The sequence below is a fragment of the Leifsonia sp. ZF2019 genome (genome assembly GCF_019924635.1).
Classification (GTDB): domain Bacteria; phylum Actinomycetota; class Actinomycetes; order Actinomycetales; family Microbacteriaceae; genus Leifsonia.
On record NZ_CP065037.1, the window covers coordinates 2,778,321 to 2,792,091 of the forward strand.

The window sequence follows — 13,771 nt, forward strand, 5'->3', positions numbered from 1 at the left end:
GCTAGCCTTTCGCGGTGCGCCGGCGCACCGACACGAGCCGGTCGACGACGACGAGGAGGACGAACGCGAACACCAGCGCCAGGAGGGCGAAGATGACCGCGACGAACGGGTCGGACTGCGAGATGAGCAGCAGGGAGGTCTGCAGGTTCACCCGGCTGAGCAGCGACGCGATGGTGAACTCGCCGAGCACGACCGCGACCGAGAGCGCCGAGGCGGCGAGGACGCCGCGCCGCAGGTTCGGGACGATCGCCCGCCAGAAGACGGTCCACCATCCCGCCCCGAGCGAGCGGGCCGCCTCGCTGAGGGTGAGGAGGTCGATGGCGGCCAGGTTGCTCTGGATGGCCCGGTAGGCGAACGGCAGCACGGTGATGCCGTAGGCGAAGGCCAGCGTCCAGGTACCCGAGCCGAAGATCTCCGTCACCACGGCGTAGGTGGGGGCCAGCCCCACGACCATCACGATCGCCGGGATCATGATCGGCAGCAGGCACACGGCCTCCAGCAGACGCCGCAGGCGGGCGAAACGGAGCTCGACGAGGACCATCGTCGGCAGCAGCACCAGGAGCACGATCGCCACCGTGACCGCTGCCAGCACGAGCGAGTTGCCGAGACCCTGGTACACGCGGTCGTAGCGCGTCGTCTCACCGCTGAAGACGGCCTCCCAACGGTCGAAGCTGTAGACACCGGGCCGCGCGGTGCGGAGCGTGAACTCCAGCATCGAGAGCAGCGGGATGAGGAAGAAGAGCCCGAGGAGGGTCCAGATGACGGCCTTCGCCGCCGGTCCTGGTCCGAGCCGGAGTCGCGCGCTGCGGCGGCTCATCGCTGCCACCTCGCCGTGCGGCGCACGAGGGCGGAGTACGCCAACATGACCACGACCATGACGACGAGCATCCCGAGCGCCATCGCGCCCGCGAGGTTCGCCCGGCCGAGCACCGTCTCGCTGATCAACGCCTGCCGGATCTGCAGCGACACGATGTTGTTCGCCTGGCCGACGAGAGCGGCGGCGGTCGCGTAGGACGAGAAGGCGTTCGCGAACAGCAGCAGGAGGCTGCCCAGGAACGACGGCAGCAGGATGGGGCCGCCCACGCGCCTCCAGTAGGTCCAGCGGCTGCCGCCGAGGGTCGCCGTCGCCTCGAGCCATTGCGGACGCAGACCTTCGAGCGCCGGGAGGAAGGTGATCACCATGAGCGGGATCTGGAAGTAGAGGTACGGGAGGATGAGGCCGGGCACGGTGTAGAGCCAGACGCCGTTCTCGTAGATGTTGATGTGGAACTGGTTGCGCAGCAGCACGGTGACCAGTCCCTGCGCGCCGATGGTCGCGATGAACGCGAACGCGAGCATGACGCCGCCGAACTGGGCGAGCACACTGCTGGCCGAGTCGACGAGCGAGCGCCCGAAGCCTCCCGAGCGTGAGCCGAGGAGGGCGAAGCAGGCAGCGGCGCCGGCGATCGCTCCGACGACGGCGGTGACCGCCGAGAGCCAGAAGGCGCCGAAGAAGGAGCCGGCGATCGCGGGCTCGGCGAGGCCGGACAGGTTGGCCCAGGTGAAGCGGCCCTCTCCGTCCACGAACCCGCTGCCGACCGCGACGAGCGTCGGCACGGCGAGGAAGATCACGACGTAGAAGGCGAACGGGGTCAGCCCGAGCGCGGCGACGAGTCCGCGCGGCCGGCGACGGCCGGATCCGGAACGACGCGCGGGCCGGGGGCCGGACGGCGGCTGCCGCCGGGTCTCCCCGGCGGCAGCGCTGTCGACCGCAGACGCCGGAGCGTCGGCGAGGGTGCGGGTCATCAGCCGACCGCGTTGGCCCAGGTCGAGTTGAGGAGAGTACCGGCGTCCGTGGCCTGCTTCTCGGTCATGACGGCGACCTCGTCGAGCGTGCCCGGGAAGTCCTTGGTGTCCAGGGTCTTCGCCTTCTCCATCGCGTCGACGCGCGCCGGATAGGCTCCGCCCTTCAGCCAGGCGTTCTGGGCGGCGTCGCTGTAGAGGTACTCCTCCCAGAGGCGCGCGGCCGCGGGGTGCGGGGCGTCCTTGTTGATGGCCTGGTTGTAGTAGCCGACGTACGCCTTGCCCGGGAGGACGACGTACTTCCAGTCGATGCCGCCCGACTTGATCGTGTCGGAGGTGGTGTAGCCCTTCTGGTTGAACGACCAGTCGAGCAGGACCGGGGTCTCCCCCGAGGCGATGGTGTTCGGCTTGCCGTCGGCGGCGTTCCAGTTGCCCGCAGCCTTCAGCTTCGAGAACCAGTCGACGCCCGTCTTCAGGTCGTCGAGGCTGCCGCCGGCCTGGAGGGTCGCCCACGCGACGGCGCCGGCCGCGGCCGCGGCCTGGGTCGGGTTGCCGTTGAGCGCGACCGCGCCCTTGAACTCCGGCTTGAGCAGGTCGTCGAAGGTCTTCGGCGGGGTCTTGATCTTGTTGGCGTCGTAGCCGACCGCCATCACGCCGTAGTACCCGACCTTCCAGAGGCCGTCCTTCTCCTTCTGGTCCGCCGGGATGTCGTCGAAACCGGTCGGCTTGTAGGGCGCGAAGTACTCGGTGTTCGCGAGCGCGACGGACGAGCCGATGTCGAAGGTGTCGGGAGCGGTGTCCTGGCCCTTGAGCTTCTTGGCGGCGTCGATCTCCTCCTGGCTGGAGGCGCTGTCCTGACTCGGGTTGATCGTGATGCCGTACTTCTTGGTGAAGCCGTCGAAGATCTCCTGGTAGTTGGCCCAGTCGCCGGGCGTCGCGATGATGTTGAGGCTGCCCTCCTTCTTCGCGGCGGCGACGAGAGCGTCCATGCCGCCCGCGGAGGCGACGTCGGTGGCGGTGGCCGCCTGGTCGCCGGCGGCGGTGCTGCTCGCTTCCGCTCCGCCGGAGCAGGCGGCGAGGGAGAGGGCGACGACGGTGGCCGCGGCCGCGAGGCCGGCGACGCGTACGCGCTTGTTGATCACGGAATATCCTCCAGTGCACGGGTGAGGCCGGGCGTGCGCCCGGTCCGACAGTCACGGTAGGCAGGACGGGAGACGCGTGGGCCAGCGAGCGGTGACGCGCAGATGAACTCCCGGTGTCGGCCGTGCTCGATAGGGTCGATCCGTGGTCGCACTGGTCTCCGCTGAACGGCTCGCCGCCGAAACCGTCTCCCCCGCACTCGCTCGCCGCATCGGCCTGGCCGCGCAGGGCTTCGGCCGTCCACGGCCCGCGGTCGTCGGCACCCGGCAGCTCAACGCGCTCGTCGACCGGCTCAACCTGCTGCAGATCGACTCCGTCAACGTCTTCGAGCGCAGCCACTACCTCCCGGCGTTCGCACGGCTCGGCGCCTACGACCGGTCGCTGCTCGACCGGCTGACGTTCGATCCCCGCGGCCCGCACACCGAGTACTGGGCGCACGAGGCCGCCTTCCTGCGCAAAGAGGACTGGCCGCTGTTCCGCTGGCGGATGGAGGCATACCGCCGCCGTTACGGCGCGGCCGACAGCTGGTTCGAGGCCAATCGCGAGACCGTCGAGTGGCTGCGCCGGGAGCTGGCGGCGAACGGACCTCTCGCGGCCAGCGAGATCGAGCACGACGCGAACACACGGACCGGCCCGTGGTGGGGCTGGTCGGCGGTGAAGCGCGCGCTGGAGTACCTGTTCCTGTTCGGCGAGGTCGCGATCGCCGGCCGCACCCGCTTCCAGCGCCGGTACGCCCTCGCGGAGGATGTCCTCGACGCGAGCATTCTCGACCGCAGCGTCTCCACGGAGGATGCGGTGCGCGAGCTGATCCGCCGCTCGGCCGTCGCGCACGGCATCGGCACGGCCAAGGACTTCGCCGACTACTACCGCATCAAGGTCGCCCCGGCGACGGCGGCCCTCCGCGACCTGGAGGAGACGGGCGAGCTCATCCCGGTCCGGGTGCCCGGGTGGGAGTCGGCCGGCCGGCCGGCGGCGGCCTGGATGCACCGTGACGCCCGCCGTCCGCGCCGTGTCGAGGGCGCCGCCCTGCTCTCCCCCTTCGACCCGGTCGTGTGGTTCCGGGACCGCGGGCTGCGGATGTTCGACTTCCACTACCGCATCGAGATCTACACCCCGGCGCCGCAGCGGATCTACGGCTACTACTCGCTGCCGATCCTGCTCGACGACGCCATCGTCGGACGCATCGACCTCAAGAGCGACCGTCAGGCCGGCGTGCTGCGTGTGCAGTCCGCGTGGACCGAGCCCGGAGCGCCCGCGGCGACCGCGGAACGTCTCGGCCCGCTCCTGGCCGAGACCGCGGCCTGGCAGGGTCTCGGCGGCGTGGAGATCTCGCCCGTCGCGCGCGGCGACCTCATCCCGGCGCTCACCGCCGAGCTGTAAGCCCCGCCATCTGGACCAGATGTTTGGTTTCGCGGCGCGGATCCCCCCGATTCGGTCCACATCCGCGAGTCGTGCGGACGCCCGCTGCGGCTAGGGTGACGACATGCGCATCGTCGTCTCCGGGACCCATGCCAGCGGCAAGAGCACCCTGCTCTCCGACTTCGCGCTCCGGCATCCGGGATTCACCGTGCTGCCCGACCCGTTCGATCTCCTCGACGAAACGTGGGACGCCCCGCGTGCGACGATGTTCGCCTCGCAGCTCCGGCTCGCGGCCGATAGGCTCGACTCCGGCGAGAACCCGGGCGACATGATCGCAGAGCGCGGGCCCCTCGACTTCCTCGCCTACCTGGTCGCTCTCGGCGAGACGACGGGCTCCCCGGCCTCGCCCGCACTCCTCGAACGGTCGGCGGAGATCACCGCTGCGGCGCTGGAGCATGTCGATCTGCTCGTGGTGCTGCCCCTCACCACGGCGGATCCGATCGAGGTCGGGGAGGAGGATCCCGAGCTGCGGGCCGCGATGAACGACGCGCTTCTGGAACTCGTCGACGATCCCGACCTCGTCGGCACACACCTGCGCGTCGCCGAGCTCGTCGGCTCACCCGAGGAGCGGCTCGCGCGGCTCGAAGCGCTCGTCAGCGTCCACGGAGCCCCGCCCACCCCGTCGTAGACCCGCCGATTTGGACGAAATGTGCCCTTCGGCCCGCTCATTCCCGTGATGTGGTCCAAATGGGCGAGGGTCAGAAGCCGGCGCCCATCTTCTCGAGACGCTCGACGCGCTCGGGGATGGGCGGGTGAGTGCTGAAGAGGCGGCTCATGAGGCTCGGCTTGAGCGGCTCGGCGATCCAGAGGTGCGCCATCGAGGTGTTCTGCTTACGCATCGGCTGCGCGTGCGCCTCCAGCTTGAGCAGAGCGCTCGCGAGGGCATCCGGGTGCCGGGTGGTCATCGCGCCCGTGGCGTCGGCGAGGTACTCGCGCTGACGCGAGACGGCGAGCTGGATGAGCGTCGCCAGCAACGGGGCGACGATCGCCGCGATCAGACCGAAGACGAGGATCACGGGGTTGCCGCCCCCGCCGCCCCCGCCGTTGTTGTTGCCGCCCCGGTTGTTGCCGCCGATCGCACCGAAGAACGCCATGCGCATGAAGATGTCGGCGACGAGGCCGATCGCCACGGTGAGACCGAAGACGATCATCGAGAGCCGGATGTCGTAATTGCGCACGTGCCCGAGCTCGTGCGCCATCACGCCTTCGAGCTCGGCATCGGTCATGATGTCGAGCAGGCCCGTGGTCGCGGCGACCGACGCATGCTGCGGGTCGCGGCCGGTGGCGAACGCGTTCGGGGCCGGGTCGTTGACGATGTAGACGGCCGGCATCGGCGTGCCCGTGGTGATCGAGAGGTTCTCGACGACGTTCCACAGCCGTGGGTTGTCCGCTTTGCTGATCTGCACGGCCCCGGACATGCTGAGCGCCTGACTGCTCGCCATGTAGTACTGGAAGACGGAGAACAGCACGGCGCCGATCACGATGACGACGAAGATCGTCCAGCTGTTGTAGAGATACGCGGCCAGCCAGCCGAGCGCGCCGATGATGACCAGGAACAGCAGGATGATGAAGACGGTGTTGCGCTTGTTCCTGGCGATCGCCCTGTACATCGAGGCCCTAGAACTGGACGCGCGGAGGCTCGGCGATCGCGGCGAGGTTCTCCACCTCGAAGAAGTCGCGCTCGCTGAAGCCCAGGCGTCGGGCGAAGAGGTTGTTCGGGAAGACCTTGATCTTGGTGTTGAACTCCCGAACGCCGCCGTTGTAGAACCGGCGCGAGGCCTGGATCTTGTCCTCGGTGTCCACCAGGTCGGCCTGCAGCCGCAGGAAGTTCTGGCTCGCCTGCAGCTGGGGGTAGGCCTCGGCGACGGCGAAGATGCTCTTCAGAGCGGACTGCATGTGACCCTCGGCGACCGACGCGTCGGCCGGGCCCTGTGCGGAGAGCGTCTCGGCGCGCGCCTGCGTGACCGCCTCGAAGACGCCCTTCTCGTGCGCCGCGTAGCCCTTGACCGTCTCGATGAGGTTCGGGATGAGATCGGCGCGTCGCTTGAGCTGCACCGTGATGTCGCTCCACGCCTCGTCGACCCGCACCTTGAGCGTCACGAGGGAGTTGTACGTGGCCCACAGGTAGATTCCGATGATCGCGACGATCACGACGACGATGATGACCGGAATGAGCCATTCCATGGGCGGGTACTCCTTGCGTGGGGCGCGGGCTGGTGGGCGCAGATTCATCCTAACGGCGGGTGCGCGGCCTCCCACGTCCTTCCCATGACTCTCAAAGCTAGGGGCCGGAGTCTTCGAAGGCGGCGGACGGATCCCGCACGGGCGAGCGATGGCCGCGTGGGAGCCGAGGGCCTCGCGCTCGGAGCCGTCGTGGTCGGCGCGCTCACGCCGCCGCGGCGCACGGCTCGAATCGCGTGTCCGACACCCGTGCTGGCACGGATGGGCAGGCCCCGGAGCCCGGGGCTATGGTGGATCGCGTGAGCGTCGAGTACGAAATGGAACTCGGCGGCATGGGGGCTCTCGTGGAGAAGCTGCGCTCTGCCGTCCGGGACATCGAACAGGAACTGTCCACACTGGATGAGGAGGCCGCGCGGCTGCGCTCCTCCTGGACCGGGGAGGCGTCCGCCGCCTACGACCGGGCGCACGCAGACTGGACGCGCTCGCTGAGTGCGCTCAACACCGCGCTCGACCGGTCCGCCGCCGCCGCCGAGAACGCGGTCGGACGGCATCTCGCGGCACGTGCGGAGGTGGCGAAGCTGTGGCAGTGAATGAGGGTTTCGTCGACGGGCACGCTCTGGACGCGCAGGCCCGCCTCGATCGGGGGCGCATCGTCCAAGACGATCTCGGCTCCTTCGTGATGCGGACGCGAGCGCAGCTCGCCGAATCGCTCGGGCCGGACGCTGTCAGCGCCCACTTCGGCGCAGACGGTGTGCTCTCGGCGCTGACCATCGACCAGGACGCCCGCCAGCAGCTGACCGAGGATCAACTCGTCGCGCAGATCGAAGCGGCGTTCGCCGGCGCACCGGCGGTCGGCGTCCCCGGTGATCCCAACGCGGCCGCGGCGATGCTGGACGCTCTCATCGCGTCGGCGTCGGCCGACAGCGTCGATCGCCGCCCGCGATCGGAGCACTCGAATCCCGACGCGACCCTCACACTCCTGAGCATCGACGGCCGACCGGTGAGCATACGTACGAAGCCCGGCTGGATCCTCTCGGAGCCTTCGACAGAACTCGGTGCAGCGATCGTACTTCTCGCACGACGGGCGGCTGAGGCGGCCGGGGACGAAAGGGGAGCGAAATGAGCGACACCGTCGTCATCAATGGGGCGATTCTCGAGAAGGACGCCGAGGACACCTGGCAGGCCGGAGCGGACACGCTCGAGAAGATGGCCCAAGCCATCCCCGAGATCTCCGCCCCCGATTTCTCGATCATGCCCGGCGGCCAGGAAGCCGCGAAGCTCTACGTCACCGCGCGCCAGGCGCTCGCCGAGTACATCACGGGAGGCAAGGACGAATTCCTCGCCTTCGAGCATCTCCTGCTGAAGGCAGCCATCGCCTACGGAAAAGCGCATGGAGCCACCGTGGACGAAATCACCCGCATGGAGAAGGAACTCGAATCGTGAGCTACGTCGATTTCATCCGCGATCAGATCGTTCAGCAACTCAAGTCGGGCAAGGACGGCCTCGACTGGATCGACCAGAATGGTCCGGCGATAATCCGGACCGCGATGAACGTCTACCTCGACACTGTCCTGCGTCTGCCCATACCCGGCGCGATCACGGACCGCTTCGCCGACGAGGCCATCGCCAAGCTGCACGAGGCGACTGCGGAGATCCGTTCCGCCCTGGAGGACGCGGAGAAGGGGATCGCCTACGTCGGCAGCCCTGATCGGCTGCGGGCCGCAGCGACGGCGATCGGCGACAAGGTCATAGCCCCATCACGCCAACTCGCGCCGCAGCTCGTGCTCGGAAAACTGCCCTCGACCTCATCGGCTAATTGGAACGACGGTGAAGCGAGCGAAGGCTACGTGCGCGCGGTCGACGGACGCCAGGAGGCGGTCGTCGCCGTCGACACGTACGCGAACCCCATCTCGTCGGCCCTCGGCGACCTCGCCGACGCCATCGAGAACTACTACCTCGCCGTCCTCGCGGCGGTCGTCGGCACCGTCACCGCGATTCTGGGTGTCGTGGAAGCGATCATCGCCTGCGTCGGAGTCGTGACAGTGCCGGCTGCGGTCATCGGCATCATTCAAGCGGTACTCGGCGGAGTGGCAGCCGCCATCGGGTTCTACCAGGTCTTCATCGGCGCCGAGCAAAGCGCTCGATCGATCACCGGCAATCTGAGTGGCACGATCCCCGCATGGCCTCGCGTCTTGGCGTGAACGGCACTCGACCACGAGACGAGGAATGGAAATGACCACACCGGAGACGAACGGTGTCGGGATACCCGACCACCACGGGCGCACGATCGTGGCCTGGAAGACGATCTCCTTCGTCTCGCTCGGACTTGCGATCGCCGGCTGGCTGTCGTTTCTCGTGCTGATGTTCGTCGCCCTGTACTCCGGCGACGCGACTCCGGTGACGGTCATCTTGGCAGCGAATTTCGCCCTCATGGTCCTCGGATTCGTCGGGATCGCCGTCGTGGCGACCCAGCAGGGCGCGCAGCGCAACGACCTCGCAGACGCCCTCACTCGCGCGGGGCATCCGGGCGTCGACGTCCGCCGCCTCCAGGCCGGCCGCCCTGTCCCCTCCCCGCAGAACCTGGAGCTCCGCCTCCGCAAGGAGCGCGACGACGCCGGCCGGCGCTGGCTTCTCGTCGACGCGTACGCGTACGCGCCGCCGACCGTCTGACGCCTACTCCCCCAGCACCCGTCGCAGATAGGTGTTCTCGAACCGGCGCCCGGGGTCGAGGCGGTCGCGCACGGCGAGGAAGTCGTCGAAGCGCGGGTAGACGCTGCGGAGCGAGTCCGCGTCGCGGTAGTGCATCTTGCCCCAGTGCGGGCGCCCGCCGTGCGCCGTCATGATCTCCTCGACGGCGTGGAAGTAGGCGCTCGGGTCTTCGCGGTAGTAGCGGTGCACGGCGATGTAGCCGGTTTCGCGACCGTAGGCGGTGGAGAGCCAGTTGTCGTCCGCCGCAGCGGAGCGCACCTCGATCGGGAAGGAGATGCGCCAGCCACGGCGCTCGATGAGGGACTTCACCTCGGCGAGCGCCTCCGGGACGGCCTCGCGCGGGATCGCGTACTCCATCTCGCGGAAACGCACCGTGCGGTTGGTGACGTAGACGCTCGGCGAGTGGTCGGTGAAGTCGCGGTTGCCGGTGAGTCTCTGAGCCAGACGGCTGAAGGGCGGCACGATCGCGGGGACGACGGTGCCGAGGGCACACACCCCGCGATAGAGCCCGTTGGCGAGCAGCTCGTCGTCCATCCAGCGTCCCAGGGGCGAGAGCGGCGCGCGCTTCTCGGTGAGCGGGAGACGCGTGTTGGTCTTGGTGAGCGCCGTCTCGGTGTGCGGGAACCAATAGAACTCGAAGTGGTCCTCGGCGGCCGAGCGGGCGAGGTAGGCGTCCAGGACGTCCTGCAGAGGCTCGGGGCGTTCGACGGCCTGGAGGAGGAACGCCGGGACGCACTGGAGGGTGATGTCCACGATGACGCCGAGGGCCCCGAGGCCGAGCCGGGCCGCCGGGAGGAGGTCGGCGTTCTCCGTCTCGCCGATCCGCAGCATCTCCCCCTCACCCGTCACGAGCGTGAGAGCCACGATCTGGGTCGCGAGGCCGCCGAACGCGCCTCCGGTTCCGTGCGTCCCGGTCGAGGTGGCGCCCGCGATGGTCTGCCGGTCGATGTCGCCCATGTTCTGCAGGGCCAGCCCGTGCGGTCGCAGGAGGGCCGGGAGCCGGTGGAGGTGCGTGCCGGCGGCGAGCGTGACCCGGCCGCGCTCCAGGTCGACGTCGACGATCCCGTTCACGTCCTCGAGATCGAGCAGGACGCCGGGCGCGGCCGAGATCGCCGTGAAGCTGTGGCCGGCGCCGATCGCCTTGACGCGCATCCCCTGCTTCGCGGCGGCGGCAACGGCGCGCTGCACCGCCTCCGCGTTCGCGGGGCGCTCGATGCGCTGCGGGCGGATGGACTCGCTGCGACCCCAGTTGCGCCAGACGCCAGTGCGCGCGTCGACCGCCGTCACAGGAAGACCTTCCCCTCGCCGCGGTAGCTCGGCGTCTCCCCGACGACGGCGGCGCGACCGTCCACGGTGTCGACCAGATGGAACACGTCGACATGCTCACTCAACTCGCCCGACTTGGTGTGCCGCAGCCAGACGCGGTCTCCGATGCGCAGCACGCCGGCCGCGGCACCGGTGAGGGGCGTCTGCACCTCGCCCGCCATCTCCCGGTCGACCATCGAGAGCCCGGTGGGCCAGACCACCTTCGGCATCCGGTCGGCCCCGGGAGGGCCGGAGGCGATCCAGCCGCCGCCGAGCAGGGTGGCGATCTCGGGGCCGGGTCGCCGCACGACCGCGAGGGCGAAGGCGGCGGCGGGCGCCGGCCGGAAGCCCGTGTAGGTGTCGAACAGGTGCCCGCCGAACAGACCGCTGCCTGCCGCGATCTCGGTGACCGCGTCGTCCCGGGAGGTGAACTCCAGCGAGCCGGTCCCGCCGCCGTTCACGAACTCCAGCTCGGCGAGTCCGCGAACCGCGGCGACGGCCTCGCCGCGACGGGCGAGCAGCTCGTCCTGCGAGTTCCTCTGCATCCAGCGCAGCGTCGCCCCCCAGGCCGGACGCCCGGCGGGGTTGTCGCCCTGCCCCGCGATCTGCGCCTCGTAGCCCATCATCCCGACCAGCGCGAAGCCGGGGCGCCGGACGATCGCCTCCGCGACCGTGCGCACCTGCTCCACGCTGTGGAGCGGCGAGCGGTACACGCCGATGTGCCCGAGCACCGGCGCATCCCACGACGAGTCGAGCTCGAGGCAGAGCCGGATGGTCTCGCGCTCGGCGGGCGGGACGACGGAGTCGATGAGATCGAGGTGGGCGACGGAGTCGACCATGAGGGTGACGCGCGCCGCGAGCTCGGGCGACTGCGCGAGCCGGGCGATCGCCGCGCGATCGGCGGTCGGATAGCCGACCACGACATCCTCGATCGGCGCGTGCTCCGCGTCGCCCTCGGCGAGCCAGAGGGCTTCGGGGAGGGTGTAGGCCAGCACGCCGGCGTACCCGGGGAGCGCGAGCACGGCGTCGAGCACCGAGCGCACCCGCACCGACTTCGACGCCACACGGATCGGCTTGCGGTTCGCCCGCCGCAGCATGTCGTGCGCGTTGTGCCGCAGCGCCGGCAGGTGGAGCACGGCGAGCGCCGGATCGAGGCGGGCCGTCGCCGCCGAGAGCGACGGCCAGAACACGTCGGGCGTCGTCCAGGTGCGCTGGGCGGGGGTGGGAGGGGTGGTCAGATCCATCAGCGCACGGCTTTCACTCGGGCGACCGCGAGAGCACCCGCGAACGCGAACAATCCGGAGAGGATGAAGAGGCCCATGAACCCGCCGAGCGCGGCGACGATGCCGGCGCCCAGCAGCGGTGCCATCGCCTGCGGCACGGCCGTGGCGATGTTCATGATGCCGAGGTCCTTGCCGCGGCTCTCCGGGTCGGGGAGCACCTGGGTGGCGAGGGCCTGGTCGACGGAGAGGAAGCAGCCGTAGCCGAGACCGAGGAGCCCGGCGGCGACCATGGCCGCCGACAGCTCGGGGACGAAGGCGAGCAGCAGGGCCGCGACGCCCTGGATGGCCGACGACAGGAAGACGAAGGCCTTGCGCCGGCCGAGCCTGTCCGAGAGCCGCCCGAACACCAGGGAGGCGACGATCACGAAGACCATGTAGATGAGGATCAGGATCAGCAGGTCGTCGTCTGCGTCCGGATCCTTCAGCCCGAACTCCAGGAAGTAGAGCAGGAGCGACGTGCCGAACGCGTTGCCGAAGTTGACCAGGATGCGGCTCAGCAGTGTCCAGCCGAAGTCGGGATGCTCGCGCGGGCTGATCCAGAGTCCCTCGATGACGCCGCGCGCCGTCATCGGCTGGCGCAGCTCCGTGGGCAGCACGGCGTCCGGCAGGAAGAGGAAGGGCAGCACCAGCAGCAGGAGCAGCACGGCCATCGCCGCGTAGCCGACGACGGCGCCGACGAAGACGTACGTGACGAGCGAGACGCCCAGGATGATGCCGATGGCCTGCGGGGCGCTGATCCACCCCGACACGTATCCGCGCTGCGCAACGGGCACCTGGTCGCTGATCGTGGCGGTGAGCGCCGCGGTCAGCACGCAGAAACCCGTGAGGGCGAGCGACCAGAACACGCCGATGCCCACGATGGTCGTCTGCAGGCCGAGCAGCAGCAGCGCCGCGGCGAACAGCAGGGCGCCGCCCGCGATCCAGGGGCGGCGGCGGCCGAAGCGGCTGGTGGTGCGATCGGAGAGCGCGCCGGTCAGCGGGTACGCGATGATCGCACAGACGCCCGAGATGCCGGAGATCACGCCGAAGACGACGACGTTGTCGACCCAGTAGGTGGTGTTCAGCTGATTCTGCACCTGATCGGGCAGGAGCTTCTGGATGGGGGCGAGCTGCGCCATCCACACGCCCAGCCAGGCGATGGCGAAGAACGCGATCCACCGCCCGGGGACGCGGCGGGCGGGTTCGGCGAACACCGCCGGGGTGGAGGTCTCGGTCATCGGGCACCTGCGTTCGGGAGGAGGGACGGGGAGGGTGACGCGGGTGGTGCGGTCGGTGCGAGTGGTGCGGTCGGTGCGAGTGGTGCGGTCGGTGCGAGTGGTGCGGTCGCCGCGAGCCCGGCGAGGGCGTCGGCGGCGAAGTCCATGGCGGCGGTGGCCGCCGCGTCGTCGCGGGTCGCGAGCCAGGCGACGGTCATCCCATCGGTGAGCGTGACGAGCAGACGGGCGATCTGGGGCAGCGGGAGGCGCCAGCTGCTCCCGGTGAGCCGGGCCGCGTCGGCGGCCGCGTGCTCCGCGACCTCGTAGTAGCGCTCGTACTGTCGGCGGGCCAGCGGCTCGAACCCCGGCTCGCGCAGCGCCCACTGGGTCAGCTCGAACATGGCCTTCTCGCGGTCCGGGTCGGCGCGCACGCCGTCGAGGTAGTGCTGCAGCCCGCTCCGGATCGCGGCGCGGAGGTCGCCGGGCGGCGGGTCGAAGGCCGGGGCCAGATCCGACTGCTCCCCCGCGACGGCCAGCTCGACCAGTTCGGCCATGAGCTCGTCCCGTGAGGAGAACACATAGTGGAAGCTGGCGAGCGGCATGCCGGCCTCGGCGACGATCCGCCGCGTGGTCGCAGCGGCGACGCCGTCCCGAGCCACCACGCGGAGGGCAGCGTGGAGGAGGGCGGTGCGACGAGCGGCGGGCGGGATGCGCGTCATCGGAGTCTCCTCGGGATGTCTCGCGCGCCGGTGCGCG

The 13,771-nt window shown here is 69.9% G+C and carries 16 protein-coding genes; 7 read left to right on the top strand and 9 right to left on the bottom strand.

Features of this window, described 5'->3' with window-relative positions; genetic code table 11:
• Position 1 precedes the first annotated feature (1 nt).
• Genes IT072_RS13580 through IT072_RS13590 form a run of 3 tightly spaced genes read right to left on the bottom strand, consistent with a single transcriptional unit; the run spans position 2 to position 2,924 of the window.
• The gene (locus IT072_RS13580; protein WP_223357393.1) at positions 2-817 is read right to left on the bottom strand and encodes an ABC transporter permease; all 816 of its coding nucleotides are present in this window, start codon (positions 815-817) and stop codon (positions 2-4) included.
• Positions 814-1,806 (bottom strand): ABC transporter permease, encoded by a 993-nt coding sequence (locus IT072_RS13585; protein ID WP_223360984.1) that lies wholly within the window; start codon positions 1,804-1,806, stop codon positions 814-816. The genes IT072_RS13580 and IT072_RS13585 overlap by 4 nt, the downstream gene beginning before the upstream one ends.
• Positions 1,785-2,924: an ABC transporter substrate-binding protein gene (locus tag IT072_RS13590; RefSeq protein WP_223357394.1), complete on the bottom strand. Its 1,140-nt coding sequence runs from the start codon at positions 2,922-2,924 to the stop codon at positions 1,785-1,787. The genes IT072_RS13585 and IT072_RS13590 overlap by 22 nt, the downstream gene beginning before the upstream one ends.
• A 151-nt stretch (positions 2,925-3,075) precedes the next feature.
• Between IT072_RS13590 and IT072_RS13595 the strand changes: the two genes are divergently transcribed.
• Entirely contained in the window at positions 3,076-4,302 is a 1,227-nt protein-coding gene (locus IT072_RS13595; RefSeq protein ID WP_223360985.1) for a winged helix-turn-helix domain-containing protein, read from the top strand.
• A 103-nt stretch (positions 4,303-4,405) separates the two neighbouring features.
• Positions 4,406-4,969: an AAA family ATPase gene (locus tag IT072_RS13600; protein ID WP_223357395.1), complete on the top strand. Its 564-nt coding sequence runs from the start codon at positions 4,406-4,408 to the stop codon at positions 4,967-4,969.
• A 70-nt stretch (positions 4,970-5,039) separates the two neighbouring features.
• Here IT072_RS13600 and IT072_RS13605 read toward each other — a convergent pair whose 3' ends face one another.
• Positions 5,040-5,951 (bottom strand): M48 family metalloprotease, encoded by a 912-nt coding sequence (locus IT072_RS13605; RefSeq protein ID WP_223357396.1) that lies wholly within the window; start codon positions 5,949-5,951, stop codon positions 5,040-5,042.
• 7 nt (positions 5,952-5,958) lie between these two features.
• On the bottom strand, positions 5,959-6,525 hold the full coding sequence (locus IT072_RS13610) for a LemA family protein (RefSeq protein ID WP_025158674.1): 567 nt from the start codon (positions 6,523-6,525) through the stop codon (positions 5,959-5,961).
• A gap of 296 nt (positions 6,526-6,821) precedes the next feature.
• Here IT072_RS13610 and IT072_RS13615 point away from each other — a divergent pair, with 296 nt between their 5' ends.
• The 5 genes from IT072_RS13615 to IT072_RS13635 are packed head-to-tail and all read left to right on the top strand — an operon-like array spanning position 6,822 to position 9,192.
• A complete protein-coding gene (locus IT072_RS13615; RefSeq protein WP_223357397.1) occupies positions 6,822-7,112 on the top strand; it encodes a WXG100 family type VII secretion target in 291 nt (96 codons plus the stop codon).
• Complete coding sequence (locus tag IT072_RS13620; protein ID WP_223357398.1) at positions 7,103-7,645, top strand: hypothetical protein; 543 nt, start codon at positions 7,103-7,105, stop codon at positions 7,643-7,645. Before IT072_RS13615 ends, IT072_RS13620 begins: the two co-directional genes overlap by 10 nt.
• Entirely contained in the window at positions 7,642-7,965 is a 324-nt protein-coding gene (locus tag IT072_RS13625) for a hypothetical protein (protein WP_223357399.1), read from the top strand. The genes IT072_RS13620 and IT072_RS13625 overlap by 4 nt, the downstream gene beginning before the upstream one ends.
• The gene (locus tag IT072_RS13630; protein WP_223357400.1) at positions 7,962-8,723 is read left to right on the top strand and encodes a hypothetical protein; all 762 of its coding nucleotides are present in this window, start codon (positions 7,962-7,964) and stop codon (positions 8,721-8,723) included. Before IT072_RS13625 ends, IT072_RS13630 begins: the two co-directional genes overlap by 4 nt.
• Before the next feature lie 31 nt (positions 8,724-8,754).
• Positions 8,755-9,192, top strand: a complete 438-nt coding sequence (locus tag IT072_RS13635; protein WP_223357401.1) for a hypothetical protein — start codon at positions 8,755-8,757, stop codon at positions 9,190-9,192.
• Between the two features lie 3 nt (positions 9,193-9,195).
• Here the strand turns inward: IT072_RS13635 and IT072_RS13640 are convergent, their stop codons facing one another.
• The 4 genes from IT072_RS13640 to IT072_RS13655 are packed head-to-tail and all read right to left on the bottom strand — an operon-like array spanning position 9,196 to position 13,734.
• Complete coding sequence (locus IT072_RS13640) at positions 9,196-10,518, bottom strand: D-arabinono-1,4-lactone oxidase (RefSeq protein ID WP_223357402.1); 1,323 nt, start codon at positions 10,516-10,518, stop codon at positions 9,196-9,198.
• On the bottom strand, positions 10,515-11,780 hold the full coding sequence (locus tag IT072_RS13645; protein WP_223357403.1) for an alanine racemase: 1,266 nt from the start codon (positions 11,778-11,780) through the stop codon (positions 10,515-10,517). Before IT072_RS13645 ends, IT072_RS13640 begins: the two co-directional genes overlap by 4 nt.
• Entirely contained in the window at positions 11,780-13,036 is a 1,257-nt protein-coding gene (locus tag IT072_RS13650; protein WP_223357404.1) for an MFS transporter, read from the bottom strand. Before IT072_RS13650 ends, IT072_RS13645 begins: the two co-directional genes overlap by 1 nt.
• Positions 13,033-13,734 (bottom strand): TetR/AcrR family transcriptional regulator, encoded by a 702-nt coding sequence (locus IT072_RS13655; RefSeq protein ID WP_223357405.1) that lies wholly within the window; start codon positions 13,732-13,734, stop codon positions 13,033-13,035. The genes IT072_RS13650 and IT072_RS13655 overlap by 4 nt, the downstream gene beginning before the upstream one ends.
• Between the last annotated feature and the right edge of the window lie 37 nt (positions 13,735-13,771).

Excerpts from the sequence above, each read along its gene's own strand:
- IT072_RS13580 (WP_223357393.1), bottom strand. The coding sequence starts at position 817 with ATGAGCCGCCGCAGCGCGCGACTCCGGCTCGGACCAGGACCGGCGGCG.
- IT072_RS13600 (WP_223357395.1), top strand. The coding sequence starts at position 4,406 with ATGCGCATCGTCGTCTCCGGGACCCATGCCAGCGGCAAGAGCACCCTG.
- IT072_RS13605 (WP_223357396.1), bottom strand. The coding sequence starts at position 5,951 with ATGTACAGGGCGATCGCCAGGAACAAGCGCAACACCGTCTTCATCATC.
- IT072_RS13610 (WP_025158674.1), bottom strand. The coding sequence starts at position 6,525 with ATGGAATGGCTCATTCCGGTCATCATCGTCGTCGTGATCGTCGCGATC.
- IT072_RS13625 (WP_223357399.1), top strand. The coding sequence starts at position 7,642 with ATGAGCGACACCGTCGTCATCAATGGGGCGATTCTCGAGAAGGACGCC.
- IT072_RS13635 (WP_223357401.1), top strand. The coding sequence starts at position 8,755 with ATGACCACACCGGAGACGAACGGTGTCGGGATACCCGACCACCACGGG.
- IT072_RS13645 (WP_223357403.1), bottom strand. The coding sequence starts at position 11,780 with ATGGATCTGACCACCCCTCCCACCCCCGCCCAGCGCACCTGGACGACG.
- IT072_RS13650 (WP_223357404.1), bottom strand. The coding sequence starts at position 13,036 with ATGACCGAGACCTCCACCCCGGCGGTGTTCGCCGAACCCGCCCGCCGC.
- IT072_RS13655 (WP_223357405.1), bottom strand. The coding sequence starts at position 13,734 with ATGACGCGCATCCCGCCCGCCGCTCGTCGCACCGCCCTCCTCCACGCT.